Raw genomic sequence first — 12,881 nt, 5'->3', positions numbered from 1 at the left:
TATTCCCCCAAATCCTAGTCCCCGCCCTGGTACTGGTACATGGCCGCGGGGTCGCGGCGCGGCGTCTGCCGGGGACGGGGCGTACGCCCCGCCCCGGGGGGGGGGGGGGCCCCCCCCCCCCCCCCCCGACGGCGTTGTCAGTGCCGGCGGATAGCCTGGCGACCATCGGAGATCACCGGAGATCACCGGAGATCACCGGTCACGGCCGTCGGCCGTACCGGCCCGGACGCGAGAAGATGGTCGCGAGGGCCGGAGCCCGAAGGTCCGGGCGCCGGTCCGGACGAGGAGGAGAGGGCACGTGCGCGTACTCGGGGTGGACCCCGGCCTCACGCGATGCGGCGTGGGCGTCGTCGAGGGCGTCGCGGGCCGGCCGCTCACCATGCTCGGCGTCGGTGTCGTGCGGACACCCGCGGACGCCGAGCTGGGACAGCGCCTGGTCGCCGTCGAACAGGGCATCGAGCGGTGGCTGGACGAATACCGTCCCGAATTCGTCGCCGTGGAGCGGGTGTTCAGCCAGCACAACGTGCGCACGGTCATGGGCACCGCCCAGGCCAGCGCCGTCGCCATGCTGTGTGCCGCACGCCGCGGCACACCGGTCGCCCTGCACACCCCCAGCGAGGTCAAGGCGGCCGTCACCGGAAGCGGTCGCGCCGACAAGGCCCAGGTCGGGGCCATGGTGACCCGGCTGCTCCGGCTCGACGCACCTCCCAGGCCCGCCGACGCCGCGGACGCCCTCGCCCTGGCCATCTGCCACATCTGGCGCGCCCCCGCGCAGAACCGACTCCAGCAGGCCGTCGCCCTGCACACATCGAAAGGCCGTACGGGATGATCGCCTTCGTGAGCGGACCGGTCGCCGCCCTCGCCCCCGACTCCGCGGTGGTCGAGGTGGGCGGCATCGGCATCGCCGTCCAGTGCACGCCGAACACGCTCTCGGGCCTGCGCACGGGCCGGGAGGCCAGACTCGCCACCTCCCTGGTCGTCCGCGAGGACTCCCTGACGCTGTACGGCTTCGCCGACGACGACGAGCGTCAGGTCTTCGAGCTGCTCCAGACCGCGAGCGGGGTCGGCCCCCGCCTCGCCCAGGCGATGCTGGCCGTCCACGCGCCGGACGCCCTGCGGCGAGCCGTCGCCACCGGTGACGAGAAGGCCCTCGTCGCCGTCCCCGGCATCGGCAAGAAGGGGGCCCAGAAGCTCCTGCTGGAGCTGAAGGACCGCCTCGGCGAGCCGACCGGCGCCCCCGCCGTCGGCACCCCCGTCACCCAGGGCTGGCGCGACCAGCTGCACGCGGCCCTGATCGGCCTCGGGTACGCGACCCGCGAGGCCGAGGAGGCCGTGACCGCGGTCGCGCCGCAGGCCGAGGCCGCCGGTGGCACACCCCCGGTCGGCCAGCTCCTCAAGGCGGCGCTGCAGACCCTCAACCGAGCCCGCTGACCCCCTACATCCCCGAGGCACACCACATGAACTGGGACGACCCGACCGACGCGACCGCCGACGAGGAGCTCACCGGCCCCGCCGCGGAGCGGCTGGTGGGCTCTGTCGCCGACGGCGAGGACCAGGCCGTCGAGGCCGCCCTGCGCCCCAAGGACCTGGGCGAGTTCATCGGCCAGGAGAAGGTCCGCGAACAGCTCGACCTCGTCCTGCGCGCCGCACGCGCGCGCGGCGCCACCGCCGACCACGTGCTGCTCTCCGGCGCCCCCGGCCTCGGCAAGACCACCCTCTCCATGATCATCGCGGCCGAGATGGGCGCCCCGATCCGGATCACCAGCGGCCCCGCCATCCAGCACGCGGGCGACCTCGCCGCGATCCTCTCCTCCCTCCAGGAGGGCGAGGTCCTCTTCCTCGACGAGATACACCGCATGTCCCGGCCCGCCGAGGAGATGCTCTACATGGCGATGGAGGACTTCCGCGTCGACGTCATCGTCGGCAAGGGCCCCGGCGCCACCGCCATCCCCCTGGAGCTGCCCCCCTTCACGCTGGTCGGCGCCACCACGCGCGCGGGCCTGCTGCCGCCCCCGCTGCGCGACCGCTTCGGCTTCACCGCGCACATGGAGTTCTACGAACCGACCGAGCTGGAGCGGGTGATCCGCCGCTCGGCGAACCTCCTCGACGTCGAGATCGACACCCACGGCGCCGCCGAGATCGCCGGCCGCTCCCGCGGCACGCCCCGCATCGCCAACCGCCTGCTGCGCCGCGTCCGGGACTACGCCCAGGTCAAGGCCGACGGCGGGATCACCCGCGAGATCGCGGAAGCCGCGCTGAAGGTCTACGAGGTCGACGCCCGCGGTCTCGACCGCCTCGACCGCGCGGTCCTCACCGCCCTGCTGAAGCTGTTCGGCGGCGGACCGGTCGGCCTGTCCACGCTCGCCGTCGCGGTGGGGGAGGAGCGCGAGACCGTCGAGGAGGTCGCCGAACCCTTCCTCGTCCGCGAGGGCCTGCTCGCCCGCACGCCCCGCGGCCGGGTCGCGACCCCCGCCGCCTGGACCCACCTGGACCTGGCCCCGCCCCGCCCCGCCACCGCGGGAAACGGACAACAGGACCTGTTCGGGGCGTGAGCGCCCGGGCGTCCGCCCGGGATCGGACGCGGTGATGGCGGCACCAGGAACCCTGGTGCCATGCTGAGCGTTGTTCCCTGCACGCGGACTCGCTTAGACTCCGCCGATGCCGCCCTTGTCGGCAGCGCACCTCCCCCCAACCATCAGGCCGCTCACCATCGCGGTCGCGTGAAGGAAGTACCGACCCGTGAGTCTCGTGACCCTCCTCCCGTTCATCGTGCTCATCGGGGCCATGTTCCTGATGACCCGGTCGGCGAAGAAGAAGCAGCAGCAGGCCGTGGACATGCGCAACCAGATGCAGCCCGGCAGCGGTGTCCGCACGATCGGGGGCATGTACGCGACGGTCAAGGAGGTCAACGAGGACACGGTCCTCCTCGACGCCGGCCCGGGTGTGGACCTGCTCTTCGCGAAGAACTCGATCGGCGCCGTGCTGACGGACGACGAGTACAACCGCATCGTCCACGGCATCGAGCACGACCTGAAGTCCGACGCCGGCGTCGTCCCGGACGACGCATCCTCCCTCACCGGGACCGACGGGTCCGACGACGCTGCCGCCGCCTCCGACGAGCGGCCCGTCGACCTCGGCAAGAAGGACGAGGAGCCCGGCACGAAGAACGAGGCCGAGGAGACCGCCGCTGCCGAGGCCGACGAAGAGCCGAAGAAGACCGACGGCGACTCCGACGCGAAGAAGTAGCCACGACCCGGGGTGCGCGGGCCCGTCCCGCGCACCCCGGGCGCGCGCAATCTCGCACGTAGGGGATCCCGACACCATGTCATGGCCGCTGCCGCGCTGACCCGGCGCGAGGCGGCCCGAGAGGGAGTACGAGAAGGTGGCAGCACCTAAGAAGGGCCGGAGCGCGAGTGCCCAGAGCAAGCCGTGGCGCTCGCTGGCCCTGATCCTGATCGCCATCGTGGGGCTCACCGGAGGCATGTTCCTCTCCGGCCACACGACTCCGCGTCTCGGCATCGACCTTGCCGGCGGTACGAGCATCACGCTCCAGGCGAAGGCCGACCAAGGGTCCGCGATCAACAAGGCCAACATGGACACCGCGGTCGAGATCATGAACCGCCGTGTCAACGGTCTCGGCGTCTCCGAGGCGGAGGTGCAGACCCAGGGCGACCGCAACATCATCGTGAACATCCCCAAGGGCATCAACTCCAAGGAAGCCCGGGCGCAGGTCGGCACCACCGCCAAGCTGTACTTCCGCCCGGTCCTGGCCAGCGAGCCCACCGGTGCCGTCGCGAGCGGCTCGCCGAGCCCCTCGGCCAGCGGTTCCCCGGCCGCCTCCGCGAGCCCCTCCGCGAGCGCCTCGGCAGGTGAGAAGGCCTCCTCCTCGGCCTCCCCGTCGGCCTCCGCCACCTCCCAGGGCCGTGCCGTCACCGACGCCCTGAAGGCCGACTCCACGCCGTCGCCCTCCACGAGCGCCGCCGCCTCCGCCAGCCCCTCGGCTTCCGCGGGCGGCACCACCGACGAGACCGCCCTCCAGGCGAAGTACGCCGCCCTGGACTGCAGCAAGCAGTCGCAGCGCTCCGGTCTCGGCGAGGGCGTCAAGCCCGCCGACACCACCGTGGCCTGCGGCGACATCGACGGCGTCTGGTACAAGTACCTGCTCGGCCCGGCCGCCGTCGACGGCACCGAGGTCGACGAGGCCAAGGCGATCTACGACACCCAGGGTGCCGCCGGCTGGCAGGTCAACATGAAGTTCGACTCCAAGGGCGCGAAGAAGTTCGCGGACATCACGGGTCAGCTCGCCCAGAACCAGCAGCCGCAGAACCAGTTCGGCATCGTCCTCGACGGCGAGGTCGTCTCCAGCCCCTACGTCAGCTCCTCCATCGCCGGCGGCCAGGCCCAGATCTCCGGCAGCTTCCAGCAGGAGGAGGCCCAGAACCTCGCCAACATGCTGTCGTACGGCGCGCTGCCGCTCAGCTTCGAGGAGTCGAGCGTCCAGACCGTGACCGCCGCGCTCGGCGGCGACCAGCTCCGCGCCGGCCTGATCGCGGGCGCCATCGGCCTCGGCCTGGTCATCGTCTACCTGGTGGCCTACTACCGCGGCCTGTCGCTCATCGCGATCGCCTCGCTGCTGGTCTCCGCCGCGCTGACGTACGTCATCATGTCGCTGCTCGGCCCGACCATCCACTTCGCCCTCAACCTGCCGGCCGTCTGCGGCGCCATCGTCGCCATCGGCATCACCGCGGACTCGTTCATCGTGTACTTCGAACGGGTCCGGGACGAGATCCGCGAGGGCCGCTCCCTGCGTCCCGCGGTCGAGCGGGCCTGGCCCCGGGCGCGGCGCACCATCCTGGTCTCCGACTTCGTGTCGTTCCTCGCCGCCGCGGTGCTGTTCCTGGTCACCGTCGGCAAGGTCCAGGGCTTCGCGTTCACGCTCGGCCTGACCACCGTCCTCGACGTGGTCGTGGTCTTCTTCTTCACCAAGCCGCTCATGACGCTGATCGCGCGCCGCAAGTTCTTCGCCGGCGGCCACAAGTGGTCCGGCCTCGACCCGAAGAGCCTGGGCGCCAAGCCGCCGCTGCGCCGCACCCGCCGTCCCTCCGGTCCTGCCGCCGGTCCCGTCGAGACGAAGGAGGCGTGAGCGATGTCGAAACTCGGCAGCATCGGCGCCCGACTGCACCGTGGTGAGATCAGCTACGACTTCATCGGTCACCGCAAGATCTGGTACGGCATCTCGATCCTGATCACGATCACGGCCATCCTCGGCCTGGCGGTCCGCGGCCTGAACATGGGCATCGACTTCCAGGGCGGTGCCGTCTTCACCACCGCCAAGAACACCTCCGTCTCCGTCTCGCAGGCCGAGACCGCCGCGGAGGAGGCGGCGGGCCACCCGGCGGTCGTGCAGAAGCTCGGCGACGGCTCGCTGCGCATCCAGATCGCCGGCATGGACACCAAGCAGTCCGACAAGGTCAAGGAGGACCTGGCCCAGGAGTTCAAGGTCGACCCCGAGACGATCGCCGCCGATCTGGTCGGCCCCAGCTGGGGCGACCAGATCGCCAACAAGGCCTGGCAGGGCCTGGCGATCTTCATGGTGCTGGTCGTGATCTACCTGGCGATCGCCTTCGAGTGGCGCATGGCCGTCGCGGCGCTCATCGCCCTGATCCACGACATCACCATCACCGTCGGCATCTACGCCCTCGTCGGCTTCGAGGTCACGCCGGGCACGGTGATCGGTCTGCTGACCATCCTCGGCTACTCCCTGTACGACACGGTCGTCGTCTTCGACTCCCTCAAGGAACAGACGAAGGACCTCACGAAGCAGACCCGCTTCACCTACAGCGAGATCGCCAACCGCTCGATCAACGGCACCCTGGTGCGTTCCGTCAACACCACGGTGGTCGCGCTCCTCCCGGTCGCGGGCCTGCTGTTCATCGGCGGCGGCTTCCTCGGCGCGGGCACGCTCAACGACATCTCGCTGTCGCTGTTCGTCGGCCTGGCCGCCGGTGCCTACTCCTCGATCTTCATCGCCACCCCGCTCGTCGCCGACCTCAAGGAACGCGAGCCGCAGATCAGGGCCCTGAGGAAGCGCGTCCTCGCCAAGCGCGCCCAGTCGCACACCGACGAGGAGCCCGCGCGGCGGTACGGCCACGACGGGCGTGAGGAGAACCCCGAGGACTCCGGGGACGCCGAGACGGCCGTCGTCGGCCCCCGCACCCAGCCCTCGTCCCGCAGCCGCGGCCGCGGCCGTCCTTCGGGGAAGCGCCGATGACCGAGACCACCGACCTCACGACGCTGCTGCTCAGCCGCATCCGCGACGTGGCCGACTACCCGGAGCCGGGCGTGATGTTCAAGGACATCACGCCGCTGCTCGCGGACCCGGCGGCGTTCGCCGCGCTCACCGGGGCGTTCGCGGAGATCGCCGTGCGCACCGGTGCCACCAAGGTCGTCGGCCTGGAGGCCCGCGGCTTCATCCTGGGCGCTCCCGTCGCCGTCCGGGCCGGCCTCGGCTTCGTCCCCGTGCGCAAGGCGGGCAAGCTCCCCGGAGCCACCCTCGCCCAGGCCTACGACCTGGAGTACGGCTCGGCCGAGATCGAGATCCACGCCGAGGACCTCAGTGCCGACGACCGCATTCTGATCGTCGACGACGTCCTCGCCACCGGCGGCACCGCCGAGGCGTCGATCCAGCTCATCCACCGCGCCGGCGCCGAGGTCTCGGGCGTCGCCGTCCTCATGGAGCTGGGCTTCCTCGACGGCCGGGCCCGCCTGGAGGCGGCACTGGACGGAGCCCCGCTGGAGGCGCTCCTCACGGTCTGACAGCGCTGTCACGCACGACCGGCACGGCATGACGACCGCCGTACGGCAGACGGGCGGGCCCGGAGGAATCCGGCGCCCGCCCCTCGCGTTCCACGGGCGGACCGCTCTCCCACCGGTCCGGAGGCGATCCCGGAGCCCGGGATCGCTACGATGGATGCTCCGGAGCCTGACCGGGGCACCCGGATCGCGCACGAGGAGCCCTCTTGCCAGACGAGGCCCAGCACCTGACCGCCGCCAAGCCCGAGTCGCCCTCGGAGCCCGCGGCCGAGCCCGCGCCGCGGGCGCCCGACGACGCCCGCGGGCAGGTCGAGCACGACCGCTCCGCCCCCGTCGAGCAGCAGCCGGCCGAGCAGCCCCGCCCCAAGCCGTCCCCCGCGCCCGACGCGGCCCGGGCGGCGTCCCCCTCGCCCGAGCGCCCCGCCCCGCCGGCCGTCCGCCCCGCCGCGCAGCCGTCCGCCCGTTCCGGCTCCTCCAACCGCGTCCGGGCCCGCCTCGCCCGCCTCGGCGTCCAGCGCGCGAACCCGTACAACCCGGTCCTGGAACCGCTGCTGCGGATAGTGCGCAGCAACGACCCGAAGATCGAGACCGCCACCCTGCGCCAGATCGAGAAGGCCTACCAGGTCGCCGAGCGCTGGCACCGCGGGCAGAAGCGCAAGAGCGGCGACCCGTACATCACGCACCCGCTCGCGGTGACGACGATCCTCGCCGAACTGGGCATGGATCCGGCCACCCTCATGGCGGGCCTGCTCCACGACACGGTCGAGGACACCGAGTACGGCCTGGACGACCTGCGCCGTGACTTCGGCGACGTGGTCGCCCTCCTCGTCGACGGCGTGACCAAGCTCGACAAGGTCAAGTTCGGCGAGGCCGCCCAGGCCGAGACCGTCCGCAAGATGGTCGTCGCCATGGCCAAGGACCCGCGCGTCCTGGTCATCAAGCTCGCCGACCGCCTGCACAACATGCGCACCATGCGCTACCTCAAGCGCGAGAAGCAGGAGAAGAAGGCGCGCGAGACCCTCGAGATCTACGCGCCGCTCGCCCACCGCCTGGGCATGAACACCATCAAGTGGGAACTGGAGGACCTCGCCTTCGCGATCCTCTACCCCAAGATGTACGACGAGATCGTCCGGCTGGTGGCCGAGAGGGCACCCAAGCGTGACGAGTACCTGGCCATAGTGACCGACGAGGTCCAGGCCGACCTGCGCGCCGCCCGCATCAAGGCGACCGTCACCGGCCGCCCCAAGCACTACTACAGCGTCTACCAGAAGATGATCGTCCGCGGCCGCGACTTCGCGGAGATCTACGACCTGGTCGGCATCCGCGTCCTGGTGGACACCGTCCGCGACTGCTACGCGGCGCTGGGCACCGTCCACGCCCGCTGGAACCCGGTTCCGGGGCGGTTCAAGGACTACATCGCGATGCCCAAGTTCAACATGTACCAGTCGCTGCACACGACGGTCATCGGCCCCAACGGCAAGCCGGTCGAACTCCAGATCCGCACGTTCGACATGCACCGCCGCGCCGAGTACGGCATCGCCGCGCACTGGAAATACAAGCAGGAAGCCGTCGCCGGCGCCTCCAAGGTCCGCAGCGACGCGCCCAGGACGTCCGGCAAGGGCAAGGACGACCACCTCAACGACATGGCGTGGCTGCGGCAGCTCCTGGACTGGCAGAAGGAGACCGAGGACCCCAGCGAGTTCCTCGACTCGCTGCGCTTCGACCTCTCCCGCAACGAGGTCTTCGTCTTCACGCCGAAGGGCGACGTCATCGCGCTCCCGGCCGGGGCGACACCGGTCGACTTCGCGTACGCGGTGCACACCGAGGTCGGCCACCGGACGATAGGAGCACGGGTCAACGGCAGACTCGTACCGCTGGAGTCCACGCTGGACAACGGCGACCTGGTGGAGGTCTTCACCTCCAAGGCGGTCGGCGCCGGACCGTCCCGCGACTGGCTGGGCTTCGTCAAGTCGCCGCGCGCCCGCAACAAGATCCGGGCCTGGTTCTCCAAGGAGCGCCGCGACGAGGCCATCGAGCAGGGCAAGGACGCCATCGCCCGCGCGATGCGCAAGCAGAACCTGCCGATCCAGCGCATCCTCACCGGGGACTCCCTGGTCACGCTCGCGCACGAGATGCGCTACCCGGACATCTCCTCGCTGTACGCAGCGATCGGCGAGGGCCACGTCGCCGCGCAGAACGTCGTGCAGAAGCTGGTGCAGGCCCTCGGCGGCGAGGAGGCCGCGAGCGAGGAGATCGACGAGACGGTCCCGTCGCGCGGTCGCGGGCGCAAGCGGCGCAGCAGCAACGACCCGGGCGTGGTCGTCAAGGGCGTCGACGACGTGTGGGTCAAGCTGGCCCGCTGCTGCACGCCCGTCCCCGGCGACCCCATCATCGGCTTCGTCACGCGCGGCAGCGGCGTCTCGGTGCACCGCAGCGACTGCGTCAACGTGGACTCGCTCTCGCGGGAGCCGGAGCGCATCCTCGAGGTGGAGTGGGCGCCGACGCAGTCCTCGGTCTTCCTGGTCGCCATCCAGGTCGAGGCGCTGGACCGCTCGCGGCTCCTCTCGGACGTCACGCGCGTCCTGTCGGACCAGCACGTCAACATCCTCTCGGCGGCCGTGCAGACCTCCCGCGACCGCGTCGCCACCTCCCGCTTCACCTTCGAGATGGGCGACCCCAAGCACCTGGGCCACGTCCTGAAGGCCGTCCGCGGGGTCGAGGGCGTCTACGACGTCTACCGGGTGACGTCGGCCCGCAGGCCCTGACCCGCGGGCGGACGACGGGGAGCGACGGGGACGGGGGAGAGGCACGGGCGGGGCGCCGCCGGACGCGTCGCCGCCCGCCGCGCCCGCGCCCCCGGGGCCGCCCGGCTCTCCGGACACCGTGAGACACCCGGGCACCGTACGCCGTGCCGGGTCCGGGAACGCCGAGCGGCCCGACCGTGGTCTCCCACGGCCGGGCCGCTCGAGCCGGCTCCGGCGGTGTCAGCCGCCGAACTCCTGGAGACCCTTGAGGGCCTGGTCCAGCAGCGCCTGACGGCCCTCCAGCTCACGCTCCAGCTTGTCGGCCCGGGCGCTGTTGCCCTGGGCGCGCGCCTGCTCGATCTGGGAACGCAGCTTGTCCACGGCCGCCTGGAGCTGACCGGTCAGACCCTCGGCACGCGCGCGTGCCTCCGGGTTGGTCCGGCGCCACTCGGCCTCCTCGGCCTCCTGGATGGCCCGCTCCACGGCGTGCATCCGGCCCTCGACCTTCGGCCGGGCGTCGCGCGGCACGTGACCGATGGCCTCCCAGCGCTCGTTGACCGAGCGGAACGCGGCCCGCGCCGCCTTGAGATCCGTCACCGGGAGGATCTTCTCGGCCTCCTCGGCCAGCTCCTCCTTCAGCTTCAGGTTCTCCGTCTGCTCGGCGTCGCGCTCAGCGAAGACCGAGCCGCGGGCGGCGAAGAAGACGTCCTGGGCGCCGCGGAAGCGGTTCCACAGGTCGTCCTCGTGCTCGCGCTGGGCGCGGCCGGCCGACTTCCACTCGGTCATCAGGTCGCGGTAGCGCGCGGCCGTCGGACCCCAGTCGGTCGAGCCGGACAGCGCCTCGGCCTCGGCGACCAGCCGCTCCTTGACCCGGCGGGCGTCCTCGCGCTGCGCGTCGAGCTGCGCGAAGTGGGCCTTGCGACGCTTGGAGAACGCCGAGCGGGCGTGCGAGAACCGGTGCCAGAGCTCGTCGTCCGACTTGCGGTCCAGGCGCGGCAGCCCCTTCCAGGTGTCCACCAGCGCCCGCAGCCGCTCACCGGCCGCCCGCCACTGGTCGGACTGCGCCAGCTGCTCGGCCTCCGCGACGAGGTCCTCCTTGGCCTTGCGGGCCTCGTCGGACTGCTTGGCCCGCTGCTGCTTGCGCTCCTCGCGGCGCGCCTCGACCGTCGCCACCAGCTTGTCCAGCCGGGTGCGCAGCGCGTCCAGGTCGCCGACCGCGTGATGCGCGTCCACCTGCTCGCGAATGTGGCCGATCGCGACCTGGGCGTCCTTCGCCGACAGGTCGGTGGTCCGCACCCGCTTCTCGAGGAGGCCGATCTCGACCACCAGGCCCTCGTACTTGCGCTCGAAGTAGGCCAGCGCCTCCTCGGGGGAGCCGGCCTGCCAGGAACCGACGACCTGCTCACCGTCGGCCGTACGCACGTACACGGTCCCCGTCTCGTCGACGCGGCCCCACGGGTCGCTGCTCACAGCGCCTCCTCCACATGATGCCTCCGAAGGGCTTCGGCGCCCCGGGCATCGTCCACAGTTTCGTCACGGCCAACATAGGCGACCGGCGGGTCGCCTGTCCGCATCCAGCGCGACCGAAATCGGTCGGCCGGCCGCGTCGGCGTCAGGACTTGGCGACCGTCGCCTTGTCGATCACCACGGTCGCGTTGGGAGCACCGTCGCCGGCACCCGTGTTCTCGCCCGCGGCGGCGATCTTCTTGAGGACGGCCATGCCGGCCTCGGAGACCGTGCCGAACGGCGTGTAGCTGGGCGGGAGCTGGCTGTCCTCGTAGACGAGGAAGAACTGGCTGCCGCCGCTGTTCGCCTGACCGGTGTTGGCCATCGCCACCGTGCCGGCCGGGTAGACGTTCGCCTTGAGGCTCGTGTCCTTCAGGTTCTCGTCCGGAATGGTGTAGCCGGGCCCGCCGCTGCCGCTGCCCGTCGGGTCGCCGCACTGGAGCACGAAGATGCCGTTGGTGGTGAGCCGGTGGCACTTGGTGTGGTCGAAGTAGCCCTTGCCGGCGAGGAAGGAGAACGAGTTCACGGTGTGCGGGGCCGCCGACGTCTTCAGCGCGAGGTCTATGTCACCGCAGGTCGTGGCCAGTTTCATCGTGTACTTCGCCGACTTGTCGATCGTGATCGCCGGCTCCTTCTTCCACGTCTGCGTCTTGACCGCGCCCGCGGCGGGCTTCTCGCACGGGTCCTCGACGGCGCTGGGCGAGGCCGACGGGCTCGCCTCGGAGCTCGCGTTCGCCTTGTCGTCGTCCTTGAGGACGCCGGTCGTGTACAGCGCCAGACTGCCCACCAGGATCACGCCGAGGACCGACGCGATCACCGCGTTGCGAGCGCGTGCCTTGCGGCGCAGGGCCGTACGGCGCTGCTGCTGCCGCAAGAACTTCTCCCGGGCGAGCTGACGCTTGCGCTGTTCCTGGGTGACCACCGGGTTCTCTCCTCGTGCGTCTCGTATGTCCACCGGTACGCGTGGGTCCAGCGAGCCGACCGCCTGCGTGTGCCCCGTACCGTATATGGGTTCGCTGAGGAATCGGCAGCGCCGGTAGGCTCTGACCACAGGCGCAGCCGCCCTCAAGCCACCCGTATCGACACAAACGAAGGACGATCGTGCTCATTGCCGGGTTCCCCGCCGGGGCCTGGGCGACGAACTGTTACCTCGTCGCCCCCGCCGCCGGTGAGGAGTGCGTGATCATCGACCCGGGCCACCAGGCGGCCCCCGGAGTCGAGGAAGCGATCAGGAAGCATCGGCTCAAGCCCGTCGCCGTCGTCCTCACCCACGGCCACCTCGACCACGTGGCCTCGGTCGTCCCGGTGTGCGGGGCGCACGACGTCCCGGCCTGGATCCACCCCGAGGACCGGTTCATGATGAGCGACCCCGAGAAGGGGCTCGGCCGGTCCATCGGCCTGCCGCTGCTGGGCGAGCTGACCGTGGGGGAGCCCGACGACGTCCGTGAGCTGACGGACGGGGCGAAGCTGGAGCTGGCGGGGCTGGAGTTCTCCGTCGCGCACGCACCGGGCCATACCAGGGGGTCGGTGACCTTCCGGATGCCCGAGAGGGCGGACGTCCCGCCCGTCCTCTTCTCGGGCGACCTGCTGTTCGCCGGCTCCATCGGACGCACCGACATGCCCGGTGGCTCCATGGACGACATGCTCGAGTCGTTGGCCCGCGTGGTCCTTCCGCTCGACGACTCCACCGTGGTGCTGCCCGGTCACAATGAGCACACGACCATCGGCCGGGAACGCGCCGCCAACCCGTATCTGCGGCAGGTGGCCGCCGGCCAGGGAGCCCCCCGGGCTCCCCGACGAGGAATGTGACGAGAGACC

Annotated in this window: 11 protein-coding genes; 9 read left to right on the top strand and 2 right to left on the bottom strand. The window is 71.4% G+C overall.

Translation table 11 applies throughout. The features are described from left to right. Window positions 1-298 precede the first annotated feature (298 nt). The 8 genes from ruvC to ACZ5FU_RS17850 all read left to right on the top strand — a co-directional run bounded on the left by ruvC (window position 299) and on the right by ACZ5FU_RS17850 (window position 9,578). Window positions 299-829 (top strand): crossover junction endodeoxyribonuclease RuvC, encoded by a 531-nt coding sequence (ruvC, locus tag ACZ5FU_RS17885; protein ID WP_451531017.1) that lies wholly within the window; start codon window positions 299-301, stop codon window positions 827-829. After that, a complete protein-coding gene (ruvA, locus tag ACZ5FU_RS17880) occupies window positions 826-1,431 on the top strand; it encodes a Holliday junction branch migration protein RuvA (protein ID WP_451531016.1) in 606 nt (201 codons plus the stop codon). Before ruvC ends, ruvA begins: the two co-directional genes overlap by 4 nt. 26 nt (window positions 1,432-1,457) lie before the next feature. Then, window positions 1,458-2,552: a Holliday junction branch migration DNA helicase RuvB gene (ruvB, locus tag ACZ5FU_RS17875; RefSeq protein ID WP_468645554.1), complete on the top strand. Its 1,095-nt coding sequence runs from the start codon at window positions 1,458-1,460 to the stop codon at window positions 2,550-2,552. A 187-nt stretch (window positions 2,553-2,739) separates the two neighbouring features. Beyond that, window positions 2,740-3,246 (top strand): preprotein translocase subunit YajC, encoded by a 507-nt coding sequence (gene yajC, locus ACZ5FU_RS17870; protein WP_451531014.1) that lies wholly within the window; start codon window positions 2,740-2,742, stop codon window positions 3,244-3,246. Window positions 3,247-3,382: 136 nt separating this feature from the next. Beyond that, a complete protein-coding gene (gene secD / locus ACZ5FU_RS17865) occupies window positions 3,383-5,143 on the top strand; it encodes a protein translocase subunit SecD (RefSeq protein ID WP_451531013.1) in 1,761 nt (586 codons plus the stop codon). A gap of 3 nt (window positions 5,144-5,146) precedes the next feature. Beyond that, on the top strand, window positions 5,147-6,271 hold the full coding sequence (gene secF / locus ACZ5FU_RS17860) for a protein translocase subunit SecF (protein ID WP_468645556.1): 1,125 nt from the start codon (window positions 5,147-5,149) through the stop codon (window positions 6,269-6,271). Then, the gene (locus tag ACZ5FU_RS17855) at window positions 6,268-6,816 is read left to right on the top strand and encodes an adenine phosphoribosyltransferase (RefSeq protein WP_451531011.1); all 549 of its coding nucleotides are present in this window, start codon (window positions 6,268-6,270) and stop codon (window positions 6,814-6,816) included. Before secF ends, ACZ5FU_RS17855 begins: the two co-directional genes overlap by 4 nt. Before the next feature lie 203 nt (window positions 6,817-7,019). Then, a complete protein-coding gene (locus ACZ5FU_RS17850; RefSeq protein WP_451531010.1) occupies window positions 7,020-9,578 on the top strand; it encodes a RelA/SpoT family protein in 2,559 nt (852 codons plus the stop codon). 219 nt (window positions 9,579-9,797) lie between these two features. Here the strand turns inward: ACZ5FU_RS17850 and ACZ5FU_RS17845 are convergent, their stop codons facing one another. After that, on the bottom strand, window positions 9,798-11,027 hold the full coding sequence (locus ACZ5FU_RS17845) for a DUF349 domain-containing protein (RefSeq protein ID WP_451531009.1): 1,230 nt from the start codon (window positions 11,025-11,027) through the stop codon (window positions 9,798-9,800). Window positions 11,028-11,169: 142 nt separating this feature from the next. Beyond that, window positions 11,170-11,985 carry a peptidylprolyl isomerase gene (locus ACZ5FU_RS17840; RefSeq protein ID WP_451780837.1) on the bottom strand — a complete coding sequence of 272 codons (816 nt, stop codon included), beginning with the start codon at window positions 11,983-11,985 and terminating at the stop codon, window positions 11,170-11,172. Between the two features lie 179 nt (window positions 11,986-12,164). Between ACZ5FU_RS17840 and ACZ5FU_RS17835 the strand changes: the two genes are divergently transcribed. Then, on the top strand, window positions 12,165-12,872 hold the full coding sequence (locus ACZ5FU_RS17835; protein WP_451531007.1) for an MBL fold metallo-hydrolase: 708 nt from the start codon (window positions 12,165-12,167) through the stop codon (window positions 12,870-12,872). The last annotated feature ends 9 nt before the right edge of the window (window positions 12,873-12,881 follow it).

It is taken from the genome of Streptomyces sp. NPDC031554, from assembly GCF_055580685.1.
The sequence above is the reverse complement of the archived record's forward strand: the minus strand, read 5'-3'. Positions and strand labels throughout refer to the sequence as shown.